17 protein-coding genes and 1 tRNA gene are annotated in these 26,547 nt (G+C 57.0%); 15 read left to right on the top strand and 3 right to left on the bottom strand.

The window, feature by feature from the left end; all coding sequences use genetic code 11:
* Positions 1-57: 57 nt before the first annotated feature.
* From AC6IZD_RS01190 to AC6IZD_RS01205, 4 genes are all read left to right on the top strand, one after another.
* A complete protein-coding gene (locus AC6IZD_RS01190; protein ID WP_497785852.1) occupies positions 58-1,242 on the top strand; it encodes a trans-sulfuration enzyme family protein in 1,185 nt (394 codons plus the stop codon).
* Between the two features lie 190 nt (positions 1,243-1,432).
* Positions 1,433-3,511 (top strand): lytic transglycosylase domain-containing protein, encoded by a 2,079-nt coding sequence (locus AC6IZD_RS01195; protein WP_497785853.1) that lies wholly within the window; start codon positions 1,433-1,435, stop codon positions 3,509-3,511.
* A 195-nt stretch (positions 3,512-3,706) separates the two neighbouring features.
* A complete protein-coding gene (locus AC6IZD_RS01200) occupies positions 3,707-4,312 on the top strand; it encodes a hypothetical protein (protein ID WP_497785854.1) in 606 nt (201 codons plus the stop codon).
* A gap of 254 nt (positions 4,313-4,566) precedes the next feature.
* Positions 4,567-5,184: a response regulator gene (locus AC6IZD_RS01205; protein ID WP_497785855.1), complete on the top strand. Its 618-nt coding sequence runs from the start codon at positions 4,567-4,569 to the stop codon at positions 5,182-5,184.
* Between the two features lie 109 nt (positions 5,185-5,293).
* Here AC6IZD_RS01205 and AC6IZD_RS01210 read toward each other — a convergent pair whose 3' ends face one another.
* Positions 5,294-6,541, bottom strand: coding sequence for a S41 family peptidase (locus tag AC6IZD_RS01210; protein ID WP_497785856.1), 1,248 nt, complete (start codon positions 6,539-6,541; stop codon positions 5,294-5,296).
* 453 nt (positions 6,542-6,994) lie between these two features.
* Here AC6IZD_RS01210 and tkt point away from each other — a divergent pair, with 453 nt between their 5' ends.
* The 8 genes from tkt (at position 6,995) to AC6IZD_RS01250 (ending at position 16,538) form a co-directional block, all read left to right on the top strand.
* Entirely contained in the window at positions 6,995-9,049 is a 2,055-nt protein-coding gene (gene tkt, locus AC6IZD_RS01215; RefSeq protein ID WP_497785857.1) for a transketolase, read from the top strand.
* A complete protein-coding gene (locus AC6IZD_RS01220) occupies positions 9,050-9,499 on the top strand; it encodes an RpiB/LacA/LacB family sugar-phosphate isomerase (protein ID WP_497785858.1) in 450 nt (149 codons plus the stop codon).
* A 27-nt stretch (positions 9,500-9,526) separates the two neighbouring features.
* The gene (tal, locus tag AC6IZD_RS01225; RefSeq protein ID WP_497785859.1) at positions 9,527-10,648 is read left to right on the top strand and encodes a transaldolase; all 1,122 of its coding nucleotides are present in this window, start codon (positions 9,527-9,529) and stop codon (positions 10,646-10,648) included.
* Entirely contained in the window at positions 10,641-12,335 is a 1,695-nt protein-coding gene (locus AC6IZD_RS01230; RefSeq protein ID WP_497785860.1) for a phosphoglucose isomerase-related protein, read from the top strand. The genes tal and AC6IZD_RS01230 overlap by 8 nt, the downstream gene beginning before the upstream one ends.
* Before the next feature lie 218 nt (positions 12,336-12,553).
* Entirely contained in the window at positions 12,554-14,104 is a 1,551-nt protein-coding gene (zwf, locus tag AC6IZD_RS01235; RefSeq protein WP_497785861.1) for a glucose-6-phosphate dehydrogenase, read from the top strand.
* Positions 14,059-15,636: a zinc dependent phospholipase C family protein gene (locus tag AC6IZD_RS01240; protein ID WP_497785862.1), complete on the top strand. Its 1,578-nt coding sequence runs from the start codon at positions 14,059-14,061 to the stop codon at positions 15,634-15,636. The genes zwf and AC6IZD_RS01240 overlap by 46 nt, the downstream gene beginning before the upstream one ends.
* A gap of 77 nt (positions 15,637-15,713) precedes the next feature.
* Positions 15,714-15,790 (top strand) — tRNA-Met (locus AC6IZD_RS01245).
* A gap of 157 nt (positions 15,791-15,947) precedes the next feature.
* Entirely contained in the window at positions 15,948-16,538 is a 591-nt protein-coding gene (locus tag AC6IZD_RS01250) for a cupin domain-containing protein (protein ID WP_497785863.1), read from the top strand.
* Here AC6IZD_RS01250 and AC6IZD_RS01255 read toward each other — a convergent pair.
* The gene (locus AC6IZD_RS01255; protein ID WP_497785864.1) at positions 16,535-17,578 is read right to left on the bottom strand and encodes an AI-2E family transporter; all 1,044 of its coding nucleotides are present in this window, start codon (positions 17,576-17,578) and stop codon (positions 16,535-16,537) included. The two genes, AC6IZD_RS01250 and AC6IZD_RS01255, sit on opposite strands and share 4 nt — an antisense overlap.
* Positions 17,579-18,424: 846 nt before the next feature.
* Between AC6IZD_RS01255 and AC6IZD_RS01260 the strand changes: the two genes are divergently transcribed.
* Positions 18,425-19,933: a methyl-accepting chemotaxis protein gene (locus tag AC6IZD_RS01260; protein ID WP_497785865.1), complete on the top strand. Its 1,509-nt coding sequence runs from the start codon at positions 18,425-18,427 to the stop codon at positions 19,931-19,933.
* A gap of 75 nt (positions 19,934-20,008) precedes the next feature.
* Here AC6IZD_RS01260 and AC6IZD_RS01265 read toward each other — a convergent pair whose 3' ends face one another.
* A complete protein-coding gene (locus tag AC6IZD_RS01265) occupies positions 20,009-20,920 on the bottom strand; it encodes a hypothetical protein (RefSeq protein WP_497785866.1) in 912 nt (303 codons plus the stop codon).
* 811 nt (positions 20,921-21,731) lie between these two features.
* On the opposite strand from AC6IZD_RS01265, the gene AC6IZD_RS01270 reads away from it, so the two are divergent.
* A complete protein-coding gene (locus AC6IZD_RS01270; protein WP_497785867.1) occupies positions 21,732-23,015 on the top strand; it encodes a DUF3300 domain-containing protein in 1,284 nt (427 codons plus the stop codon).
* A 162-nt stretch (positions 23,016-23,177) separates the two neighbouring features.
* A complete protein-coding gene (locus AC6IZD_RS01275) occupies positions 23,178-26,546 on the top strand; it encodes a TonB-dependent receptor (protein WP_497785868.1) in 3,369 nt (1,122 codons plus the stop codon).
* Position 26,547 lies beyond the last annotated feature (1 nt).

Consider the following 26,547-nt stretch of genomic DNA (forward strand, 5'->3'; position numbering starts at 1 on the left):
TCGCAGTAAGGTAAATCCTGTACACTTCATAAACTGGATTCGATCTCACCAGTGCACATGAACAAAACCTCTCCCGCATCCGACGCCACACTCTCGGTTCACGCCGGGGAAGACCGACACGGTCGCAACGCTCCCATCACCACCGAGATCCAGCAGACCGCAGTTTTTGCGCTCCGCAATACAGAGCAGTTGCGTCGCTATGCTGCCGGTGACCCTGAAGTTTTTCTCTACACGCGTTATGGAAACCCAACCTTGCGCGCCGCTGAAGAGAAGATTGCTGCTCTCGAGCAGGGGGAAGATTGCATTCTGACTGCAAGCGGACTCGCCGCCGAATTGGCCGTCGCTCTCACCCTCTGCAAGAGCGGCGACGAGATCGTCTCAATGGTGGACATCTATGGCGGCACGAGCAAGTTGTTTTCGGACCTGCTTGCCCGATGCGGAATAAAGACCCGCTTTGTGCCGTTCACCGACCTTCCCAAAATCGAGAAGTACCTCACGCGCAAAACGCGCATGTTATTCCTCGAAACGCCCACGAATCCCACCTTGCGTTGTGCCGACATCCGCGCTCTCAGTGCGGCCGCACATCGCCGCAAGGTCGCCGTTGTGGTCGACAATACTTTTGCCACCCCAGTACTTCAGAAGCCGCTGGCGCTCGGAGCCGATATCGTCGTTCACTCGGCTACCAAGTATCTCGGAGGCCATAGCGATCTCACGGCTGGAGCGGTTGTAGCTTCGCGCCGCTGGGCAGATCCGATTCGCAACACTATGATTCTCTCCGGAGGGTGCTCCGATCCCGGGGTTGCGTACCTCCTGCTGCGAGGACTCAAGACTCTCGAAGTCCGCATGGAACGCGCCTGCCGAAATGCCAAGGTCATTTCAGAGTACCTTGCCAGCCACCGCCAGGTAGCTCAAGTTTTCTATCCCGGACTCTCAGATTCACCTTCACACCAGCTAGCCGCCGCGCAGATGCGCGACTTCGGGGCTATCGTCTCGTTCGACATTCGCGGGGGAGGCGCTGCGGCGGAGAAGTTTATTGATGCGCTCAAGTTGTGGTATCTCGCCACCAGTCTTGGCGGCGTCGAGTCCACTGTGTCTTACCCTGTACTCTCCTCGCACTCCAGTCTGCGTCCTCGCGAGTTGAAGCTGCTGGGAGTCTCACCGGCTACGATTCGGCTCTCGGTCGGAATCGAGGAGGCCAGTGACCTGATCGCGGATCTTGAGCAAGCTTTTGCCGCCCATTAGCTCCGGGGTCAACTGTTCAGCTCGGTTCGGATTGCACAGTAGTATATGGTTTCCGGACCTGCTGAACCATTATTGATTTAGTAACTATAAGTAGTTACGAGGATTGACCCTTCGGTGAATCGTTCGTAGATTTGAGTGAGCGCACGTTTTGGGCCCGATTTGGATGGCTCGAGACAGTTGCCAATAAACGATGAATTCTTATCGCATTCTTCTTTCGACTCTGCTTCTTTCCAGCTTCTTTATCTCTTCCTGCGGGCCAGAGAAAAAGCCGGCCGCCAGTGCCAGTCCTGCTCCGCAGGCCCAGGCCCCAACGCTTCAGCAGCAGCCCACAACTCAGACGGTAGCGCCGAAGCACAGTGCGCAGGGCCGCACGCAGACTGTTCCGCAGCCCGCAGCCGAGACGGTCGACCATCTGATTACCCGCGCCGAGGCCGAGTATGCCCGTGGTCAAGCCAACTACAATGCGGGACATCTGGAAGCGGCGAAGGACAACTTCGACACAGCCTTCAACATTCTGCTGCGCGGCCCTATGGGCGTACAGCAGGACGAGAAGCTACAAGCCGAGTTCGACAAGATCGTTCAGGCCACGCACGAGTTGGAATTGCAGGCATTGAAGGCAGGTGACGGGTTCACAGAACAGCGCGCCGAGCCTGCACCAATCGACGAGGCGAACAACATCACGTTCCCGGTCGATCCGTCGATCAAAGCCAAGGCACAGGCCGAGTTGGCTAACACCCGAAGCGACCTTCCTCTAATGCTGACCGACCCAGTGGTCAGCTACATCAATTACTTCTCCAGCCGTGGACACGGAACGATTGAGCGGGCGCTGATCCGTCGCGGTCGTTACGGAGACATGATTTCGAGGATCTTCCGCGAGGAAGGCGTGCCGCAGGATTTGATCTTCCTGGCACAGGCAGAATCTGGTTTCCAGCCGCTTGCGCTTTCCAGAATGGGTGCGCGCGGCATGTGGCAGTTCATGCCGTGGGACGGAATGCACGCTGGTCTACAACGCAACTGGTGGATCGATGAACGTCAGGATCCGGAGAAGGCGACGAGGGCGGCGGCACGTTTGCTGCGCGACCTTTATAACCAGTTTGGTGACTGGTATCTCGCGATGGCCGCTTACAACTCCGGCCCGGGAACCGTTCAGCGCGCAGTCCAACGGACGGGATATGCCGATTTCTGGGAGCTATATAAGAGGAACGTGCTTCCGGGTGAGACGCGCAACTATGTGCCGATCATTCTCGCCATGACGATCATGGCGAAGAATCCGGGGCAGTACGGGCTGGATCACTTGCAGTTTGACCGGCCTCTGGTTTCAGACACCGTACGTATTCACTACCCGATCGACTTGCGATTGGTGGCCGAGTGCACGGATTCCTCGCTGGCAGTGCTGCAGGAGCTGAATCCCAGCCTTCTCCGCATGACTACGCCGAAGGATATGGGTTTCGACCTGCATTTGCCGCATGGAACAGCGGAGAAGTTTGAGACAGCGGTCGCGGCGATTCCCGAGGAAATGCGGGTATCGTGGCGCTTCCACCGCGTTCAGAGCGGCGAGACGCTGACGGAGATTGCGCGTCGTTATCACACGACGGCAAGCGCCATCTCGGAGGCGAACAATCTGCAGAATGATGATCTTGCCAAGGATATGAAGCTGATCATTCCAGTGTCCCCTTCGAAGAGTGCAGTCAGCAGCGAAGCTACCTCGCGTGCGACGGCCAGCAATAACACTGGATACAGCAAGACGGCTGTTCGATACTCGGTCCGTAAAGGTGACACCGTGCTTTCGGTGGCCGATGATTTCGGAGTTCCGGCCGAGAAGGTGCGACAGTGGAACCATCTGAAGGGCAACTCGCTGCGTTCGGGGCGCGCACTGACGATCTACAAGCCGGTCGCCGCGACGGCTTCTGCGAAGCGATCCGGGTCATCCTCTTCCTCTTCCGAGGATGATGAGCGTCCCGCACGGACCAAGTCAGGCAAGAGCGCTCATGCATCCCATGCACATGGGAAGAACGCTCGTGGAGCTAAAGGCCGCAAGGACACTGTAGAGGACGAGGATTCTCCAACGAAAAAGTCCAAGGAGACTGCAGGTTCTAAGAAGAAAGACGCTGCAGCCTCAAGCAAGAAGGAGAAGCCGACGGCATCCGCTCATTCCAAAAAGAAAGAGGCGGAGGACGATGCTCCCGTTGCGAAAAGACAGAAGCAGAAAGTGCGAGAGGCCGAGAAGCCTGAGCCTTCGAAGAGCCGAAAACATCGGCACCAGGGGTAATTGAGAAGCGACGTTTGCGAATCAAGTACCTCAATCCGTTGCATCGTAAAGAAGGCTGAGTTATTGTGTTCGGGTGCGGAGGCGTGCGTGTTGTCAATGCATCGTGCACGCGAAGCGCAAGGGCTGGACAAGTCGTGTGGTACCTGTGCTCAGGAGTCCGCGGGCGCGGAGCGGCAATAGAAACCAGGAGGAGACATGACGTTCGACGATACTCTTTACACACGCGGCACTGATGATGATGACGAGTTTGGGGACAACGAGTCGTTTGACGACGTAAACGACGACGAAGAAGAAGAGGAACTCGAAGACGACGAGGACGAAGCGGAAGAGGATGAACTCGGAGATACCGAGGATGAAGCTGTAGCTCCGTCCGCCAGTCGTGCTCAGCGCGATCAGGAATCGGCGTCGGAGGAAGCAGAACCTGAGCCCGAAGCCGAGTCGGAGCCGGAAGCCGAACCCCAGCCTGCGAAGAAAGCGGCGAGAAGGACCGGCGCAAAGAAGTCTGCCAAGAAGGCGCCCGCCAAGAAAGCTGCCAAGAAGGCCAGTGCGAAGAAGGCCACCAAGAAGGCTGCGGTAAAGGGTGGCGCCAAGAAGGCCGCGAAGAAAGCGACCAAGAAAGCAGCGAAGAAGGCTACCAAGAAAGCTGCAAAGAAGGCGTCAACCGCCGCGAAGCCCGCAAAGAAAGCCTCGAAGAAAGCCGTTAAAAAGGCGATCAAGGCCGTGAAGAAGGACAAGAAGGCTGGCGGCAAGAAGGGCGCAGCAGCAAAGGGCAAAGGCAAGGGCAAAAAGGGCAGAAAGTAGTCGCCTGAGTTCTGTGAATATGAGGGCCGCGGAGAATTCCGCGGCTTTTTCTATCTATGCTTTCGGATCACGCGTGAGATGAGAACAGCCAGTGATTGCAGGGCTTATGGCTCTTAGGTGCTATGCGGAGAATTGCCGAGACTCCATCAACCCTACGCGGCCAGAGAGATGGCTGTGGACCAGCACAGGAATCTTGGCCTTTTCGGATGCCCGAGATAATCTAGGTGTTGGTTGCAGAGCTATGGAGACGGACCATGGTGGATCACGAGTTTAAAACGCGGGTTCTCGTCGTGGACGACGAGCCCATCATTCTTGAGACGATGTCAGCCATTCTTGAGATGGAAGGTTTTGTCGTTCGTACCGCAGAGGATGGTTTTGCAGCATTAGTCACCCTTAGACAAACACCACCCGACATCATCATCTCCGACCTGCGAATGCCCAATATGTCTGGCTTTGAGTTCCTGTCGGTGGTTCGCAGAAGGTTCCCGCATATCCCTGTTATCGCCATCAGCGGGGAGTACATCACTGCAGACATGCCACCGGGACTCTTGATGGATGTGTTCCTCCAGAAGGGCGGCTACACGCAGCAGCAACTTTTCGACACTATTCGCCGCTTGGTTACGGAGTCCCCGATTCGGGCTCATGCACCGAAGTGCGACAAGGCTCCGCTCTGGATTCCTCGCAGAGATGCCGGGTACGTGGTTGCCGTGTGCCCGGAGTGCCTGCGCTCCTTCCCCGTGGATGATAGCTCGACAGGAACTGAGATTCATAAAACAGAATGCCCTTCCTGTGGAACACTAGTCGAGTATCTGGTGGATTCAGCCGTTCTGAAAATGCTAGAGCAGAAGAGGAACAGGCTTCCGGGAAACTGACGAGCGTCGCTGAGAAGCCGTGTACTCGGCATAAATTGAGTTTGAGTTGTCAAGCAGCAAAAAGCCCCAACCGTGAAGGCTGGGGCTTTTGCTTTGTCTGAACGGCCGTCTAGGCTGCGGGAGAGGCTGCTGCTGCAGCTTTTTGATCCTGCTTGCTGAGTTGCTCGATTGCGCGGCGAAGCTGCTCGTCTGGCTGATTCTTCTTGGGCTCGGGCTTGTTCTCGTTTTCATCGGTCTGCAGGTCCGAATCTTCAGGAGCGATGAAATCGTCCAGCTTGTCCGCTACCAGCACGTTCGGAGTGATGGCGACATCCTGAATCGCCTTGCCTCCGGGCGTGTAGTACTTGGCAATCGAGAGGATGAGCGCACCACCATCCTGAAGATCGATGGTCTTCTGGATGGAACCGGAACCGAAGGTCTTGTCGCCCAAAACGTCTCCGCGTGCATTCTCAAGCACCGCGGCAGCGATGACTTCAGCCGCACCAGCAGTGGTCTTATTGGCGATTACGACCAGAGGCAGGGTGGTGATTGCCTTGGCCGGATCAGCCGCAAAGCTCTGACGGGGGTACTTCTGACCCTCGAGGTACGTGATCTGTCCGTGGTTGAGGAACAGGTTCGCGGTGGCGATTCCTTCGGAGATGTCTCCGTCACCGGAGTTGCGGAGGTCGAGAATCAGCTTCTTCGCACCGTTCTTCTGAAGTTCGCGGATGCGGGAGGCGATTTCCTGACTGCGGCCTTTGGGGAAGCCCTCGGCACGAATGTAGCCGATCTGATTTTCGATCATGCGGTATGTCGCAGCCGGGTACTTCACGTTGTCGCGGGTGATGCTGATCTTCTGCGGCGTGGCCTTTGTGGGACGCACAACGCTGAGGTTCACGATAGAGCCTACGGGGCCTCCGAGGAAACCGTTGAGTTCCGCTAACGACATCTCGCGGGTGCTCTTATCATTGAGGGCTTCAATGATGTCTCCAGCGAGCAGGCCAGCCTTGTCGGCGGGCCCTCCGGGGACGACAGAGATAACATCACCGTAGCCAAAGCGCTTGGAAATTGCGGCGCCAATTCCAGCATTGGATGTGCCAAGCTGCTTGAACTGCTTGTATTCGTCGGCGTTCATGTAGCTGGAGTTCGGATCGAGAGCCTCCAAAAGGCCATGGAGCGCGCCGTTGCTGACCTGCGGGATGTTCGGATCTTCGACATAGTCAGATCGAATCCGCGAGAGCACTTCGCTATATACGCTGAGTTGGCGGTACGCGCCATCGTTGCCGCTGCTCGGCTTTACGCCCACCGCTCCAGCTACCGCGAAGGCGAGAATGAGAAACGACAAGAGGAGGAGAGTTGTTTTTACGCTTTTAGACATGGATCCTTAGCCAGCCTGGACTGGAGTCATTATACGGCGGAAACCCGGCGGCTACCGCCCGGTCCAGCCCCGCTTCATTAGACGCACAAGCTTTAGCAAAGGTGAAGATGTATTTTGGGAGGGCTTGGGGCGGGAGGGGGCGGGAAATCGCCGATCGTGACATTTGCAGAGCCCAGAGTGGGCACTGCTGCCAACTCTCGGGCACCTTCGTGGGTAGCTTCGGGTATGTGCCGCATTCACAAGGATTTACAAGAAGCAGTGGCCAGCGCTGCTTCTCTTGCCGTAGGTGGGGCATCTCAAGGTTAGCGAGGGTCCCCTGACAATTTGACGTTTGGCTCGACTTGGCCCTGTGTGGCACGGCATTATTATTACTTGCGCACCCTCAGGTGAATCGCGCAGTGAAGTATCGGAGCACCTGGCCTCGTCCGGGAGCAGAAAGGCTATTGAAAGTTAATGTCAGCGAATGCGCAGCAACTTGAAACAACGACTTCGGCGGAGCTCGACCAGCTATGCGTAAACACAATTCGTACGCTGTCGATTGACGCGGTTCAAAAGGCGAACAGCGGACATCCCGGAGCACCGATGGGATTGGCTCCGTTGGCTTATGTACTCTGGGACCGCATCATGCGCTACAACCCGAAGAGCCCGCGCTGGCCGAATCGCGACCGGTTTGTGCTTTCCGCTGGACATGCCTCGATGCTGCTCTACTCAATGCTGCACCTGACGGGGTACGACGTGCCAATGTCGGAGATTCAACGTTTCCGGCAGGTCGGGTCGATGTGCCCCGGACATCCGGAATACAACATCACGCCGGGAGTGGAGACCACGACGGGACCGCTCGGGCAGGGCGTAGCGAACTCGGTGGGCATGGCGATTGCCGAGCGCTGGCTGGCCGCGCATTTTAATCAGGGCAGCGAAAAGGTTGTCGATTATCGCGTGTACTCGATCTGCTCCGATGGCGACATGATGGAGGGGATTTCGCACGAGGCGGCGGCGCTGGCAGGGCATTTGAAGCTGTCGAACCTGATCTGGCTGTATGACTCGAACCACATCAGCCTGGATGGGCCGACGGCGATGGCGTACACGGACGACGTGGAATCGCGCTTCAAGGGCTATCACTGGAACGTGCTGACTGTGGATGACGGCAATGACGTGAAGGCGATCGAGTCGGCGATTCGCAAGGCGCAGGAAGAGACCGGGAAGCCGACGCTGATCATTGTTCATACGCACATCGGATTTGGCTCTCCCAACAAGCAGGACAAGAGCGCTGCACACGGCGAGCCGCTGGGTGCAGATGAAGTGAAGGCCACGAAGCGCAACTATGGATGGCCGGAAGATGCGCAATTCCTGATCCCCAAGGAAGCTGGCGAACATCTGGGCAAGGCTGTCGAGCGCGGAGCGAAGTTCGAAGGCGATTGGAAGAAGACATTCGAGGCGTGGGCAAAGGCGAATCCTGAACTGGCGAAGCAGTGGGACGGGATTATGTCCGGCAAACTGCCCGAGGGCTGGGATAAGGATATTCCGGTGTTTCCGGCCGACGCAAAGGGCATTGCGACACGCGAAGCCGGTAGCAAGGCGATGAACGCGATTGCGAAGAATGTTCCTTGGCTGCTGGGTGGCTCGGCCGATCTTGAGACTTCGAACAAAACCAAGATTTCGGACGAAAAGGCATTCGAAGCTGACAGCTATGGCGGACGCATTCTGCGATTTGGCGTGCGCGAGATGGGAATGGGCGGAATCCTGAACGGACTGGCTGCAAGCGGGTTGAGGGTGTTCGGGGGAACGTTCCTGGTATTCAGCGACTACATGAGAGGAGCCGTGCGGCTGGCCTGCATCATGGAGCTGCCGGTAACCTACGTCTTCACTCATGACTCTATTGCAGTAGGAGAAGACGGGCCTACGCATGAGCCGGTTGAGCAGGTGATGTCACTGAGGCTGATGCCGTTTATGCGGTTGATTCGTCCGGCAGACGCGAACGAGACTGCGGTGGCGTGGAAGGTAGCGCTGGAAAGCAAGGGGCATCCCACGGCGCTGGCTCTGACGAGGCAGGCAGTTCCCACGTTTGATCGCACGAAGTACGCGAGCGCGGAAGGTGTGCGCAAGGGCGCTTACGTATTCAGCGATTGCCAAGGCACGCCGGACGTGGTGCTGATTGGTACGGGAAGCGAACTGCAGCTTGCGGTGGAAGCACAGGAAAAGCTGGCCGGCGAAGGCGTGAAGGCGCGGGTGGTGAGCTTCCCCTGCTGGGATCTGTTTGAAGAGCAGACGCCGGAGTACAAGGAAAGCGTGCTGCCCAGCGCGGTACGTGCGCGCGTGGCAGTGGAAGCAGGGATTCCGATTGGCTGGGAGCGCTACGTTGGGCTGGAAGGCCGAATCGTGGGGCAGAAGCAGTTTGGAGCTTCGGGTCCGGCGAAGGAAGTGTTCAAGCACTTCGGCTTCACAGCCGATGCAGTGGTGAAGCAGGCCAAGGAATCGATTGCCGTGGTGAAAGGCTTAGGGAAGAGATAGATGAAAGTTGCCGTTGCGGCAGACCACGCGGGGTCACGGCTATTGACCCCGGTGATCGACTTTATTCGCAGCCTGGGACACGAAACGGTGGATCTGGGCACGCATGACGCTGTGACACCCGATGACTATCCGGACAGGGCCGCCGATATCACTGCGGCATTACTGGACGGGAGAGCCGAGCGCGGAGTGTTGATTTGCGGAAGCGGCGTTGGTGCATCGGTAGCGGCAAATAAGGTTCGCGGCATTCGCGCTGCACTCTGCCACGATACGTACTCGGCGCACCAAGGTGTAGAGCACGATCAGATGAACGTGCTTTGCCTCGGCGGGCGAGTGATTGGCGAGGCACTGGCGGTGGAGTTGGTGCAAGCGTTCCTGAACGCAACGGTCAGCAACGAAGAGCGGCATCATCGGCGCGTAGCGAAGATCGCCGTCATGGAATCGAAATTCTGAGGCATGGAAGGAATGAGGAGATAAGAGATGTCCAGCAATCCTTTACAGCAGTTAAGCAAGGTGGGCCAGAGCCCGTGGTACGACCAGATGATGCGTTCGCTGGTCACAGAGGGCAAGCTGAAGAAGATGATCGAGGAAGATGGGCTGCGGGGACTGACCTCGAATCCTACGATCTTCGAGAAGGCTATCTCGGGCGGCAAAGATTATGAAGAGGCAATGAAAGAGCTGGTCAGCAAGGGCGCGGAGCTGAACGATATCTACGATGGCCTGGTTGTGACCGATATTGCGAGCGCGGCCGACGTCTTTCTGCCTGTGTACAAGAGCACGAACGGTGCTGACGGGTTTGTGAGCATCGAGGTTTCTCCGCTGCTGGCGAAGGACACGGCAGGGACCATCAAAGAAGCGAAGAGGTTGCATGGCAAGCTGGCGCGTCCGAATGTGATGATCAAAGTTCCGGCGACACCGGAGGGAATTCCGGCGATCGAGGAGCTGATTTCAGAGGGAATCAACGTGAACGTCACGCTGATTTTCTCGGTCGAAGTTTATGCGCAGGTTGTTGAGGCGTATCTGAAGGGCCTCGAAAAGCGCATTGACAAAGGCGGCGCGGTAGACAAGGTCGCATCGGTGGCGAGCTTCTTTGTGAGCCGTATCGATACGGCGGTGGACAAGAAGTTGGAAGAGATGGCCAAGGCTGGTCGCGCGGAAGCCAAGGAACTGTTTGGTAAGGCGGCAATCGCGAACGCGAAGCTGGCGTATGAGAAATTCCAGCAGCTCTTTAGCGGGGCACGCTGGGAGAAGCTGTCTAAGGCTGGCGCGAAGGTGCAACGGCCGCTGTGGGCTTCGACGGGTACAAAGAATCCGAAGTACTCGGATGTGCTGTACATCGAAACACTCATTGGTCCGGACACCGTGAACACGATGCCGCCGCACACTTATGACGCATTCCGCGATCACGGCAAAGTTGCTGTGACGATCACGGACGATGTGAAGGGCGCGCACAAGGTGTTTGATGATCTGAAGGCTTTGGGTGTGGATCTGACGGCAGTGACGCTGGAGTTGACTGCGGCGGGCGTGAAGAGCTTCGCCGATTCGTACAACGATCTGATTGCCGTGATCGAACGGCGCCGTCACGAGGTTGCACATGTCTAAAGCAAGTGGAGTGGTGCTGGGATCGGGACAGGCGGAGTTTGAAGCGGCACTGGAGACTCTGAAGAAGCAGAACGTGGTCGAACGCATCTGGAAGAAAGATGCGAGCGTGTGGTCGGACAAGCCCGAGCACGCCAAGATTATCGGGAACTCGCTGGGCTGGTTGCGCGTGCCAGGGCAAGTACTGGAGCGCGTGGCAGAGCTAAAAGCGTTTGCGGAGGAGATTCGCAAGGAAGGCTTTACGCACGCAGTGGTGCTCGGTATGGGCGGTTCCAGCCTCTGTCCCGAGGTGCTGCGGCAGAGCTTCGGTCCGCAGAAAGGCTTTCCCGAACTGCTGGTTCTTGACTCGACGGTTCCTGCGTCAGTTGCGCATGTCGAATCGCAGGTGAAGCTGGAGAGCACGCTGTTCATAGTGGCTTCGAAGTCGGGTTCGACGACCGAGCCGCAGATGTTCGAGCGTTACTTCTATGATCGCGTGAAGCAGGTGAAGGGCGAAAAGGTCGGCCAGAACTTTATCGCTGTCACCGATCCCGGAACGCTGCTTGAGAACCAGGCAAAGGAACTTGGCTATCGCAAGACCTGGGTGAACTGGGCGGACATAGGCGGAAGGTACTCGGCGCTGAGCTTCTTCGGCATGGTGCCGTTCGCTGTCATGGGCGGAGACGTCGAAGGTCTGTTGGAACGCGCTGTCGCAGCGGCTAAGAAGTGCGAAAGCACGGATGTGGCTGCGAATCCGGGAGCTGCGCTTGGGGCTTTGATTGGATCGCTGGCGAAAAAAGGCGTGGACAAGCTGACGTTGGTGATATCGAAGGAGATCGCTTCGCTGGGACTGTGGATTGAGCAGTTGGTGGCGGAGAGCACGGGCAAGGAAGGCAAGGGGATTGTGCCGATTGCCGGTGAAAACCTGGCACCTGCGAGCGAGTATGGCAAGGACCGCGTGTTCGTCTCGATTTCGGTGGGCGATGGCGATGCAGGCACGACGAGCAAGATCACGGCGCTGGAGAGTGCTGGATTCCCGGTTGTGCGGCAACAGCTTGCAGGACCGATCGATTTGGGCGCAACCTTCTACATCTGGGAGTTTGCAACTGCGATTGCCGGGTCGCTGCTGAATATCGACGCATTTGATCAGCCCAACGTGCAGGAGTCGAAGGACAACACGAAGCGGTTGCTGCAGGAGTTTACGTCGAAGGGTGCGTTGCCGGAGCAGATGCCGCTGCTCACGGATGGTGCGCTGAAGCTCTACAGCGAAGACAAGTCGCTGGGGGCGAACTTGGATGCGGCCATTGCAGCGCATCTGAAGAAGGTCGAAGAGGGAGATTACGTGGCGATCACGCAATACTTCCTCGAAACGCCGGAGGTCGAGTCACTGGTGCAGCAGTTGCGGCTTGCCGTGAGGACGAAGACTCATGCGGCGACAACGACCGGATATGGGCCGCGCTTCCTTCACTCGACAGGACAGTTGCACAAGGGCGGCGGGAGCAATGGTGTGTTCCTGCAACTTACGGCGCAGGACACGAAAGACGTTGCGATTCCGCGTGAGCCGTTTGGCTTCAGCGTGCTGAAACAGGCACAGTCGCTTGGCGATTTGGAATCTCTGCTGAAGCACGGACGCCGTGCAGTGCGCGTGGATCTCGGGCCGGATGTGGTCGCGGGATTGAAACGACTGCTGCAGGCAGTACAGAAGGCGTAAGAAGTTCTTCGCAACACACGCGGCGCGGCCTGAGGGTCGCGCCGAAGTGTTTATGGCTTCCTCGGGCAGCGGTGGTGGCCAGAGGGGTTCTTCGCCTGCGGCTCAGGATGACAAGTAAGAGCAAAGGCTCGTTTCATTGCATCCAAAGTAGAGTCTCTGTCCGGGGTGGGTAGCGAACACTTCGTCTCCGGCATCACACACCACAGGACGAATGAACGATGAGCACAGTCATTCCCGCGACACCGACGGCGCGCACTGAAATACAACCACTACCCATAGGCGAACCTTGCATTCTGGTGATCTTTGGCGGTTCAGGAGACCTGGCCCGGCGCAAGTTGTTGCCCGCTGTCTTTGACCTGACCTCGATGGGCTGTACGGAAAAAGGATTCGACATTGTCGGCGTTGGGCTGCCGGCGATGAGCGATGAAGAGTTTCGCTCGGCCATGCGCCAATCGGTCGAGATGTCGAATGCGGCTCGCACATTCAATGATGAGAACTGGGGCAAATTCGCAGGCAAGCTGACGTACTTGTCTGGAGACCTGGATTCAGCGGAGACGTTCACGCAATTGGCGAAGCGTTTGGAAGAGATGCGTGGGGCTGGCGCGAGCAGCAATCATCTTTTCTATCTCGCGGTGCCAGCTTCGATCGCGCCCGACGTGATTTCCGGATTAGGACAGGCAGGGCTGAACTGCAATGACAAGGGGTGGTCGCGAATCATCGTCGAGAAGCCGTTTGGACGCGATCTGGAGTCGGCGAGGGCACTGAACAAAAAGGTGCTGAGCGTTTTCGATGAGAGCGCTGTGTACAGGATCGATCACTACCTGGGCAAAGAGACAGTGCAAAATTTGCTGATGTTCCGGTTCGGCAATTCTCTGTTTGAGCCGCTGTGGAATCGCAACTTCATCGATTACGTGGAGATTACAGCGGCGGAACCTCTGGGGGTGGAGAACCGCGCGAAGTTCTACGAGGAGACGGGCGCACTGCGAGACATGGTGGCCAATCATTTGCTGCAATTGATCGCATTAACAGCAATGGAGCCGCCTTTCAGCATGGATGCCGATGCGGTGCGTGAGCAAAAAGTGCAGGTGCTGAAGGCGATCCGCCCGATGTCGATCGATGAAGTAACGGCCCGCACAGTTCGCGGGCAGTACGGGCCGGGTGTAGTCGAAGGAAGCCTTGTGCGCGGATACCGGCAGGAGCCGGGAGTGGCCGAGAATTCGATGGCAGAAACCTACGTCGCTTTGGAGTTGCGTGTGGACAACTGGCGGTGGGCGGGAGTGCCTTTTTATATTCGAACCGGCAAGCGGTTGGCCACGCACAGGACGGAAATTCGCGTGCATTTCAAGGCAACGCCAGAGGCTCTTTTTGTTAGCGGTCAGAATCGACAGCCGGAACCGAATGTGATCAGTCTGCGAATTCAGCCGGACGAGGGCATTGCGATTTCATTTGGCGCGAAGCGACCCGGGATCGGGATGAACGGCATTACAGTCAAGGCCGATTTCAGCTATCGCGATGCGTTTGGCATGAATACTCCGGTGGCATATGAGACGTTGCTGCTGGATGTGATGATGGGCGACGCCACGCTTTTCACTCGCGGTGACGAGGTTGAAGCAGAGTGGCGCATTGTCACTCCGATTGAGCAGGCGTGGGCACAGTTGCCCAAGCCGCAGTTCCCAAATTACGCGGCGGGCAGCGACGGGCCAGAGCTCGCGCAGGCTCTGATGTGGGGCGATCGGCACTGGAATGCACTTCGCAGCAACTCACGCTGATGTTCGATGCAACCAGCAAACAATTCCAAGCAACTAGTCTGGTAGGGTGGGAAGGCTCGCTTGGCTTGGATACTTTTCTTGGTGTTGCTGGGAACGTGGGTGGCGGGCGTCGTGCGCGGAGAGTCGTACGGGGGCGCAATGCACTTTCTGCTGCTTGCGGCGGTGATGATGCTGTTATTGGATACGTTGAACCGTCGTCCTCGCGCGGAAGACTGACACGGCTGCTCGTGGGGCCTCTGGCGCGTGTGGTTGTGTGCCTTGCACTCTGCGCCAGTTTCGCATTACCCGCCAAATCGTATTCGGTGCTCACGCACGAAGAACTGATCGACCTGGTTTGGGATGACAGCATTCGGCCTCTGTTGCTGAGCCGGTATCCGAATGCAACGCCGGAGGATCTGCGGCGCGCACATGCGTTTGCGTATGGCGGGTCGGTAATTCAGGACCTTGGGTATTACCCATTCGGCAGCAAGCTGTTCAGCGATCTGACTCACTACGTGCGCACCGGGGATTTCGTTCGGAATCTCTTTCTTGAATCGACAAATATCGATGAATTGGGATTCGCTGCGGGAGCATTAGCTCATTACGTTTCGGACATACAGGGGCATCCGTACGTGAATCGTGCTGTGCCGATGGAATATCCCGATCTGCGCAGGAAGTATGGGCCGGTAGTGACCTACGACGAGGGCAAAATCGAACACCTGCGTACGGAGTTTGGATTCGATGTGCTGCAGGTGGCTCGGCATCGGTATCCGCCACAAGCTTTCCATGACTTTATCGATTTTCAGGTCGCGAAGCCACTGCTGGAGAAGGCGTTTTTGCGGACGTATGGAATGCCGCTTAACTCCGTTCTGACTCATGAGGATCTGGCGATTGGAAGCTATCGCCGCGCAGTGAGCAAGGTCATTCCCGAGATGACGAAGGTGGCACTGGCCACTCGCGGCAAACGCCTCCAACGTGAGATTCCGAACTTCAATCGCAAGTTGTTTCTGTATCGGTTGACTCGGGCAGACTACGAGAAGAGTTGGGGGCGTGATTATTCGAAGCCGGGCGTCGGAGCACGCGTGCTGGCATTCTTCCTGCGATTGGTGCCGAAAATTGGGCCTTTCAGAGGGCTGTCATACAAAGATCCGACGCCGAAGACGGAAGATCTCTACATGAAAAGCGTGAATCTGACGGTGGATGCTCTGCGGGTCCAAGCAAAGCGCGCACAAGAATCTGCGCTCGCCTATGCAGCCATGGATTTGGATACTGGCGCGCCGACGAAGGCAGGCGAATATCCATTGGCCGATGAGACCTACCGTGAGTTGCTGCGTCGGCTACAGAAAGACAAGTTCGCCCACGTGGATGGTGATCTGCGCGCGGCAGTGCTGCGGTATTTCAGCGATTTCCATCCGAAACTGAGAAATGCAAAGGACACAAAGCGCTGGGCCGATGACGAGTGCGCGCTGAACGCTTTGAAAGTCGCGACTCCGGGCGCGGTTCCTGTAGCAGAGGAGCCGGAGCGGATTGACAGTCCCCCGAAGGCCCAATAGAATCAGGGATGTTGGTTCCACTTCAACAGGTAACTTCTGCCTGCCTGCACGCCAGGCCCTCCCGGCAGAAATCTCGTGGCGGCGTAGCTCAGCCGGTTAGAGCGACGGTCTCATAATCCGTAGGTCAGTGGTTCGAGTCCACTCGCCGCCACCAATGTTGTCAATAACATCCGAATACCCAAGCATTCAGTGACGTACATCAGGCTCACGTTGCATGAAGACAGCCATCGGCGGCTTCCTGCATTGCGTTCGCTGGCATTGCCGAAGTAAACTCCTCGGCCATCACTCCGCACGATGACTGAGGTGCGTCCTTGAGGTCTACACGTCGAGCATTGCTGAAGGCAGGCCTTGTCGCGAGTCCATTGCTTGCGGCGCGGTTTGTTGCTCCTCTTGCCGCTTCGGCACCGTCGTCCTTACCTACGGAACACTGGTACTGGTATCCGGGGCACTCTCTCGCTATCAAAGCAACAGGAAAACACACGGGCGGATCGTGCATGTGGATGCTGGTCGAGAACTCCCCGAGGGAAGGCGTTCCATTCCACAAGCACCTGAACGAGGACGAATCTTTCTACGTCATCGATGGGCAATTTGAGATCTCAGTCGGCGACAAGACCATCACGGGAGGGCCTGGAACCTACGCTTATGGGCCACGCAATGTGCCACATCGTTGGACCAACGTTGGAAGCGCGCGCGGGCGCATGCTGAATGTGTTCACTCCTGCCGGGCTTGAGAACTATTTTCTCTCGGTCGCCATTCCAGTCGCTTCATCTTCCGCCAAGCCGTGTGTTGACATGCGAGCGATGGCGAAGAAGATGGCAGAACTCCGTGACAGGTACGGTCTTATTCGAACAGGAGAACGGAAGTATCCCACGAGCGACGAGAGTTTTGGTTGCTCTGCCTAGCTGCTTTCGTTGCGGGCTTCACTTGGGTGAGCATCTCTCGCGTCCAGATATCTATCCAGCACTGTTCCGATGAGGGCGGCACTGGGCACGGCGACGATGGCTCCGCTAATTCCTCCAAGTGCGCCTCCGATGGCGAGGGCGGCGATGACTGCTGCGGGCGCAAGTTCCACGGTGCTCTTCATAATGCGAGGAGTGAGGTAGGAGTTCTCCACTTGCTGGTAGACGAGGTAGAAGATGATCACCCCGATGAGCTTGCTGATGCCTTGCGTGAGGGCAATCAAGCCGGCTAATGCGACAGTCACGATTGGGCCGAGGATAGGAACGAAGTTCGCCAAGGCGGCGAAGAGCGCAAGAGCGTAGAAGTACTCGATCCGAAGAGCCCAGAATACGACGAAGCTGGAGGTTCCGAGCACAAGCATCAGCAGGGCTTGGCCGATGAGCCATTGCTGCATTCTGCGCGCAGCGTGGCTGAGAGTGTCTGCCGTCTGATCACGATGACGATGCGGGACCAGGCGCATGGCCCAGTGAAATGCGCGATCTCCATCGACGATGAAATAGGCCGTGAGGATCACAAGCAGGAAGAAGTCAGTGATGACGCCGGTTAAGGCAGGAACGGAGCCAACGATTTGCTTTGCGAGAGCCCCGGCTCTGGAGCCGATATCGGTGGAAGCGAGAGCGGCAGAAATGCGCGGGCCGAATGGCAGCTTGGCGAGCTCACCTTTGAGGTGGTCGAGCTTGCCTGGAAGCTGAGTAGAGAAGTCCTTCAGGTCGGATGCTATTGACGGGATGATGAGAAATGCGAGTCCGGATAAGACCAGGACGATGGCAGCGATGATGGCGAGAACGGCAATTCCCGTAGCCGGGTGCCACCAGAAGATAACCCGCCGAACCCACTTCACAGCAGGGGTGAAGACCACCGCAAAAACAATGCTCACGTAGATCAGGAAAAGAGTGTTGCGGACCTGCCAGCAGACGAACAGGAATATCGCAACTGCGAATGCGAAGACGATCTCTCGGTGCACTGTGTCGCGGTCAATCATTCACGGGCGCCTAGAAGGTTCGATACATTCGAGCAGTCTTCGTTTGTATCATCCAGCGCGTGAGTGAGCAGGTGTCCCGCGACATGTGATTCGGAAACTCTGATTTCAGAGCAAAAAATCGGCCGCGACTCGGTACATCGCGGCTAAGGGAGATTTGGTGAATTAGCTATTGGAACCTGGTTTGGTTCTACTGCGGAACAGTTGAACGCCAATCAGGATTGATGAACCAAGAGCGAGCAGATTGCCAGGCTCAGGCACGCTATGCTTGCCCGAACCTCTTCCTGGATGTCGGTCGGGGTGCGAATGATCACTTGTCCTTGCCGAAGCAGCTACTGACATAGCCAGTAAGCAGGCAAGGATAAACGTAGCCGAGGGTCGTCTAAACATGGACAGCTCCGCGTAGTGTTCGTGTTGCGCTTAGTAGGACTGCGGACAACAAGGCGCGGTTGCTCTGAGGGTGTGGTGTTGCGAAATGGCGCGAATCGCGGCTCAGCCCACATTTTCAGTCACTTGAATTTCGTGAGAGGCAGATGCAAAAGAGAAAATTTGATGAATTTGCGAGGTGGGTGTTTCGGGAAATGAGCCGCTGCCCAATAAAGTGAGCGACTGCGGCGATTACGAGGGCTACAAGGGATCCGAGGGTTGCAATGGGATAGGGAATGCCGCCCATCTCTTTTCAGGTGCGCAGATGACGGTGAAAGGCGAACTGCGGTCCAGTTAACTCGGGATGGAAGCTCAGGTATATGCCCGATAGTGTTCTAGCGACATTGTGCCGATAGAAAGCAGCCACGAAGTGGGCCCGCAATATCCATCCTGTACTCGAATTTCGAAAGGGTTGTTGTCCAGATGTCTCTCACCAAGAAGCTGATACTCGCATTTACGTACCTAGCCATTGCGCTTGCACTTGTGACGGGGCTCATGCTGTTTGGGTTCTCCATGATGAAGAGCACTATGCAAAAGATCGAGAGAGAGACGGGCAAAAAGCAATTTCTGGCCATGCAATTCGCAACGGATATTCAGACTATGCGCGCTGCCCAGCGTGGATTGGAGTTGTACACCGTTAGCAAGAATCGGGCGAAGGTGGATCAATCCAAGCGCGCTTATGTCGAGCGATTGGCCTCTGCTAAAGATGCTTTGAGCAAAATGGAAGCACTAGGGCTGTCAGCAGACGAGCGGAATCTGATCGGACAGTCACAATCAGGGCTGAGGGAAGTCGAAAGTTATCTTACAGAGCTGGTCGGCTTGTGTGACGCAGAGAACGGCGAAGGTGCGATGCAGCTATCGGCATCAAAGGCAATCTCACCTTTTGATTTGGCGGGAGCCCCTGCGATAAAGCTCGCAAGGCTGGAAGAGGAAGCTCTACACACGGTACAGGAAGACTTTCTTGGAAGATTAATCAGCCTTCTCTGGACGGGGCTTTTGCTTGCATTACTGGGGGGAGTTGCTGCGGTGTTCGTGCTGATCATGTTGCGGCGGGTCACAGGTATGTTGCACAAAACCGCGCATGACCTATCGCAGGGAGCCGAACAGGTTTCGTATGCAGCCTCACAGATTTCGTCGGCCGCGCAGTCGCTGGCTCAGGCGTCTTCGGAGCATGCTGCGACCCTGGAAGAAACATCGTCTTCGACGACCGAGATTCATTCGTTGACGGTGCGCAATTCCGAACGCTCGTCGGAAGCAGCGAATTTCATGAATTCTGCTGCGGAACGGGTGACGTTGAGCAATGAGCGAGTGCATGAACTGGCAAGCTCGATGGCGGAGATTTCGCGTTCGAGCGAGAAGATCTCGAAGATTATTCACGTGATCGATGGCATCGCGTTCCAGACGAACATTCTGGCGTTGAACGCGGCTGTGGAGGCCGCTCGCGCGGGCGAGGCAGGCATGGGATTTGCGGTTGTGGCGGATGAGGTTCGGAACCTGGCACAACGCTGCGCACATGCTGCGAAGGACACAACTGCGCTGATCGAGGAATCTATCGAGAAGACCGCCGAGGGCAGCAGAAAGCTGGAGGGTGTTCAGCAGTCGATTGTCGATTTGACTGAACTCTCAAGCAAAACGAAAGCGCTTGTGGAAGAGGTGAGCGCGGCCAGCCGCGAGCAGACGCACGGCTTAGACCAAATTGCTGGGGCGGTTACGCAGATGGAACAGGCGACTCAAACGACCGCTGCCAATGCCGAGCAAAGCGCGGCTGCGGGTGAGCAGTTGAAGGCACAATCGGAAGGGCTGAATCGGATTGCGCGGGATCTGCTGACAATCGTGAATGGAAATAAAGCCGTATATACTCGCTCCTCGTATGCCATGAAGACCGATGCAGAGTCGAGCCTTATGGAGGGCGTATTCGGGCCGTCGAGGTAGTGAAGAGGCGCAGCAACAGAATGGGCCATCTGAGATTTCAGATGGCCCATTCGTTTTGATCAAAGTGGATTGGGACTAGTGACCGTCCAGGCAGCCCTTCTGTCCAGAACTGTTGGGGTAGCCAATTCCGGTAGTGTAGGCATTGTTAGACCACTCACCTTGGATCTTCCACTTGCTGCCGTTGGAGAAGGTGACGGAAGGAACGTTGAAGGTCCACGCGCACTTGTCGCCGTTCTCTGCGCCGGAGGCGTCATACCAAGCGCCGGGGCTGGCAGGATCGGTGCGGGCCTCGGAGAGTTCGTGGCCGCTGACATTGGAAAGGGCCGCGAGTCCCTGCGAATGTCCCGTGGTGGTGTCCTGCGGGTCGCATCCAGGATCGCCATCAAGTTTCCAGAAGAAAGCGAACTGGACGACGGTGGTGCTGGTGCCGCAGGTTCCGGCACTATGCCAGGCACAGTAGTTAGCATTGCCGCGCGGGAGATCGGTGTACACGGCGTAGTATCCATTGCCGGCGGCGTTGGGCGTGACCATCTTGCAGACTTCGGCGAGGATTGCCGAGGTGGAATTTCCGCCTGAGGCGGGAGTGGTGTCGATGAGGTGTCCGAGGTAGGAGGTTGTGGGGCCGACCTGTCCGTTGCTGCCAGTGTACTCGTCAGAGGTCTTGGAGTAATTGGAGTTGCTGAAGCCGTTATACCAATCGTCGATGCCAGTAATGATGTCGCCTGAGTAGCTGCCCCAACTGGTTCCCCAGAAGATGGCCTGAGTCACGGCGGTGGTCATGATCTTGCCCCCGTGATAGGTCATGTTGGCAGACCTCGTGCGCAGCTTGGAGGCGGCGAACTCGCGGGTCCAGTGGATTCCCAGCATCGGCGGTTCGTTCTGCTTGATCAGGATTTCAGGCTTAGTATCTCTCCTGGAGTTGTTATCGGCTTGAGCGAAGCCAGCAGCGCTGGCCAGCAAAACGAGAGGTACGGCGATCCACTTCATTGAACTCCTCCATGGTGTGAACAGTGTTGGGTTTAAGTAGAGCGGGACCGGTGCTCAGTAGCTCGTTAATGAATAGGGCTGCTCACAACCTCGCAGGAGATACGTTTTGGTGTATTTCAGACGTGCTGCACGTCTTTGGGGGAACAGCAGCTTCCTTCGTGAGATGCATAACTTCGCATAATCGCAACCATAAATAATTTGAATTTCCGTTATTGATGAGAGCGCGTTAGGGTACAGGAACTAAGCAGTGCCGATTTAGCAGCGTGCGGAAAGAACACGCGGTGGTTGGGGCGGAGCGAAGACAGAATGGGTTGTACGGTAAGGACCGTGCGCCGAATCGGCGAAAGTGGAAGTGTTTTAGTTTTTCCGACTAGTTCGGAATGTCGTGGTGCGTCCATTCGTCGGCGCGTCAGTTTTGGCGCGTCTGCGATGTGCGCATCAATGTAAGACCGATTCGCTTAAAGCGGGCGACGCTGTGCGGCCTACGCCAGTTGAGTCCGACATTCGTGCGAATCGGCGCACAGGTGTAATCAAAGGGCGATCATTTCTACGTCGCCCCAAGCCTGTTCCCTCCTTTTGTAGCTCGCCTGAAGTGATTGCAAACAAAGTTGAATTGACACTGATAGGTGATTTTGTCGGTGCTCCTAAAGCGCGGACCGCGTTGTGCGGTGTTGAGTTGAGGGCAGAGACTCGGAGCAGAGAAGTTTTTGCCTCAGCGCGAAACTCGTCAGCAAGTGTCGTGTTTAAGCTGGTGACCGTCTTCCCAGAGGGGCATGTGCTGCTTCGAGCGGGTTGCGGCGGGAGTCATTTCATGAAATCTGATATCAGAAGTAGCGGTGGCATCGCTGGAGAAATACTGGGCGGCATCATGGAGCCAGCCCCTGCACCGGCCGTGGGTAACAGGATCGGGCAGCGGATTCGCAGAGGGTTGGCAACTATGCTGAGTGCGCTGATGGTCACGGTTCCCATGGGGCAGCAGGCATTCGCACAATATGAGCCTCTGCCGGGAACTGCACAGCAAGCACCGCCTCCGGCCAGCGCTCAGCCGCTCGCGCCCGAGCAGCTTGACCAGCTCGTAGCTCCCGTCGCCTTGTATCCGGACGCGCTGGTGGCGCAGGTGCTGGTTGCGGCGACGTATCCCACGCAGGTGGTGGAAGCAGATCGCTGGCGCGCTTCGATGGGAAATGCTCCGGCTGACCAGATTGCAGCAGGCGCTGACGCGCATGTGAATTGGGATCCCAGCATCAAGGCGTTGACGGCGTTTCCGAGCGTGCTGGCTTTGATGGATCGCAACCTGCAATGGACCACAGACTTGGGCAATGCGTATTACAACCAGCCGCAGGACGTTATGGACTCGATCCAGTCGATGCGTCAGCGGGCTTATTCTGCAGGACAGTTGCGCGACACGCCGCAGCAGGTTGTGACGCAGCAGGCTGGAGTAATTGCGATTGTTCCGGCGAATCCCGCGGTCGTTTATGTGCCGGTGTATAACCCGTGGGTCGTGTATGGCGCACCGATGGTGGTTTATCCGGGATACTACTACGCTCCGCCTCCGGGAGTTGTTTTCGCGGGGGGATTGGCACTCGGATTCGGAATCGGAATCGGCGTGGTGGCGTTTTCGCACTGGGGTTGGGGATGGCATCACTGGGGATGCGGCTGGCGTGATCATGCAGTGTTTTACAACCACGCACACTACTTTACGCACAGCACGACGGTGATCAATCGCGGCTTCTATCGTCCTGGAGGACCAGGACGCTACTACGGCGGGCGCGGACCTTATGTAAGAGCTGGTGCGCCTTTACATCCTGGCATGGGCCGTCCGGCGGTGGGATATCGCGGTGGGCCAGTTCGCCCCGGCATCGCTCGTCCTGGTAACTATGCAGCGCGTCCTATGGGTCATGCAGAAGGAAACTACGGGCGTCCAGCAGCGGGATATAGCCGCCCGGCAGGTGGAGGTCACGCTGATATGGTTCGTGGTGGTGGCGCACCTCACGGTGGTGGCGCTCCGGCAGTTCACGGCGGCGGTGGCCACTTTGGTGGTGGCGAAAACCACGGCGGAGGACACGGCGGTGGTCATGAAGGGCATGGCCGGTAAGCAAAGATAAAATTCAGCGAGAGGGAGACCTGAACAGTCTCCCTTTTTGCGTCGAAAGATGCGCATTGAGCGCCTGTGAGCTGATCGTATCTGCTATGATTTGTTCAACTCTGCTCCCTCCTTCCGCGTAATTCCAAAAGACAGAAAAAGGAGCCCGGCCCGATGAGAAGCCGCTCATTCGCTGTACTATTTGTTTTTCTCGTCTCGATTCTTGCTTCTGGCGCATTCGGACAGACGTTTCGCGGAAGCATTCAGGGAACAGTAACAGACTCGACTGGCTCAGCCATTGTTGGCGCCCAGGTAAAAGTCTTCAATCCCGCCACAGGTTTCTCGCGCACGCTGACCACGAATGAGCGCGGCGAATATCAGACTTCCGAGTTACCTCTCGGAAACTACAGCATCACAGTTGAAAAAGAAGGTTTCCGCACGACGACGCTGACGCAGATTCCTGTGAGCGTAGGTTCGCCGGCACGCGCAGACGCGAAGCTCTCCACGGGCGAAGTAAAGGAACTAGTCGAGGTAAATGCCGACGTTCCCCTGGTAGAGACCTCTTCGAACACAACAGGAGGCACGATTGAGGCGAGCGAAGTCGCCGAACTGCCGGTGAACGGACGCGACTTTACAAAGCTGCTACAGCTCGTACCCGGTACGTCGGGCGATCCAGAGGGATCGAATGAGTCGGCTGGCTCGTATGGTTTGTTTAGCATGAACGGCAACCGCGGCCGGTCGAACAATTATCTGCTCGACGGCACGGACATGAATGACGGCTACCGCAATCTGCCCTCGATCAATGAGGCAGGTGTGTGGGGATGCCCTTCGACGATTCTTCCGATGGATGCACTGGCCGAGATTCCAGTGACGGGCAGCCCGGAAGCTGAGTTTGGCCGCAGCTCGGGCGCGACAGTCAACATTGTGACGAAGTCGGGTTCGAACCAGATACACGGCAGCTTCTTTGAGTACTATCGCAACGATGCACTTGGCGCGCGAAATTACTTCAACACTCCCGACCAGCCCAAGAACGCATTCACCAATCACCAGTTTGGCGGATCGGTGGGCGGACCTTTTGTGAAGAATAAGTCGTTCTGGTTTGTGGCTTATGAAGGTCAGCGTGAAGATGGCGGCCTGCCGCAACTGGGCACCGTACCAACGCAGGCGGACATTAAGGCGGCGACTCCGGTCGGCGGTATCAATCCGGTAATACAGAAACTGTTGGCGCGCAATCCGTGGGGCGCCCTTCCTGCCGATGGCGATGGCAATGTGCAGTTCACCACTCCGTTCTCGAACGAGATCAACAGCCTAATCTTCAAGGTGGATCAGCACCTGAACCTGTTCAGCGCAGGCGACCTGCTGACTGGACGTTACTACTTCAGCCACGGCCAGCAGAGTTTCCCGCTGGGAATGCTTTACACCGGAAGCAGCGCACCGGGGTTCAACACCTCGACGCCAACGCACGTAAACATTCTGTCGCTGTCGTACACCTCGGTGCCGAAAACGAACCTGATTGTTGAGGTTCGCGGCGGCTACAACCGCTTCACGCAGGGCTTCTATCCGAGCGACGTTAAGTTTGACCCGACGAGCATTGGGTTGAACACGCTGCCTCCGGGCTTCGAACAATCGCGCGACTTGGGCCTGCCTACGATGAATGTGGGAGCGTACAGTCCGATTGGTTCGACTCCAAGCGATGCTCGCGGACGCGTTGACACAAACTATCAGCTCTTTGGCAATGTGTCGTACACGAAGGGCGCACACAATTTCAAGGTTGGATACGAGTGGCGCCGGACGTTCATCAACAGCTTTATGAACTCGGGTCACCGCGGCAAGCTGATCTTCTCGGACTGGCAGGATCCGTTGTCGGGCGACCCGATCTCCGCGCTGGGTGAGTTCCTTGCAGGAAACATCACGGGCGGCGGCAGCTCGGCGGCTGGATACAGCACGCGCTACACATACCAGAACAGCAACGGCGCTTATCTGCAGGATAGCTGGCGCATCACCAACCGGATCACGGCGAATCTTGGCGTGCGTTGGGATTACTTTGGCGTGATTGGCGAGAAGAATAACGAATTCAGCCTCTTCGATCCGACGACGTCAGGGCTTGTGCAGGTTGGCGTGAAGGGCGGCCCCAGCCAGCTGTATCCGAAGGACTGGAATAACCTCTCGCCGCGAGTGAGCGTTGTCGATGATCTCTTCGGTAACGGCAAGCTGGTGCTGCGCAGCGGTGTGGGCCTTTTCTACGACGGTCCGTCACAGGACTTCTTCGTCGGAAACCAGCCGTGGAACACTTATCCTGCGCAGGCAGGTCCGGCGTTTAACAACATTCAGTTCTCGTTCTTGAACACCCCGGATTCGTCGAATCCTGCAAACTACACGACCATTACTCCGGGAGTGGCGGTGTTCGATCCAACGAGCTACAGCCCGAACAGCGCATTCACCGTGGCGCAGAATCTGGCTACGCCCGTATATTTCGCTTACAACTTCAACGTCGAATCGCAGGTCGCAAAGAGCGTAGCGGTTCAACTCGGATATGTTGGGTCGCAGGGACATCACCTGTTCCGCTTCCGCGATCTCAACCAGTTCAATAACGTTGCGGGGACAACACAGAGCTGTGGCAATGGCACGAGCATTGGCTACGGCGAGCAGTGCTTCCCGGCGTATTACTACGTGAACCAGATCGAGACCAGCGCGGCTTCGAACTACAACTCACTGCAAGGAACACTGAAGCTGCAGAACTGGCACGGATTGAGCTCGACGCTGAACTACACGTGGGCTCACTCCATTGATGATGCCAGCGATGGGTTGGACTTTGTGCCCAACGCTGCACAGCCGGATAACAGCTTCAACCCGCGCGCCGATCGTGCAAGCTCCAACTTTGACGTTCGTCAGCGCGTGCAGTGGTACTGGACTTACAACCTTCCGCAATTCAAGACGGCGAAATGGATTACGAATGGGTGGGCACTGGATGGCATGTTCAACTATGCGACCGGTCAGCCTTATTCGGTGAACTACATCTATGAAGCCGATTACAACGGTTCGGGCGAATTCTTCGGACGTCCGGATATCATTGGTGACCCGCATGCCGGAGCGCATGGCCGCTACCTGTTGAACATGGCGGCGTTTGCGGCTCCGTGCACGATCGACGCTAATGGCGACTGTGTGAATGCGCATCCGGGCAACGAAGGGCGCAATGCTTTCAACGCCACGAACTATGCCAACTTTGATTTCTCGGTCACAAAGATGACGCACTTGACGGAGCGGGTTGCGATGCAGCTTCGCGCCGATATCTTCAACGTGCTCAATCACGTGAATCTGAGCAATCCACTGTTGCCGGGCTTCGGAGTCGATGCATTCGTTAGTAGCCACGTGGTGGGTAACCGCATTGTGGCCGGAGTTGATCCCGCGGCTTCCACGGCTGGAGTGCTGAACGGACCTCAGTTTGTGCAAACGACCGCAACTCCGGATGTGGGCAGCGGCAACCCGTACCTCGGTGGAGGCGGTCCGCGCACGGTGCAATTGGCCGTCCGATTCACCTTCTAGG

It is taken from the genome of Koromonas humicola (assembly GCF_059726255.1).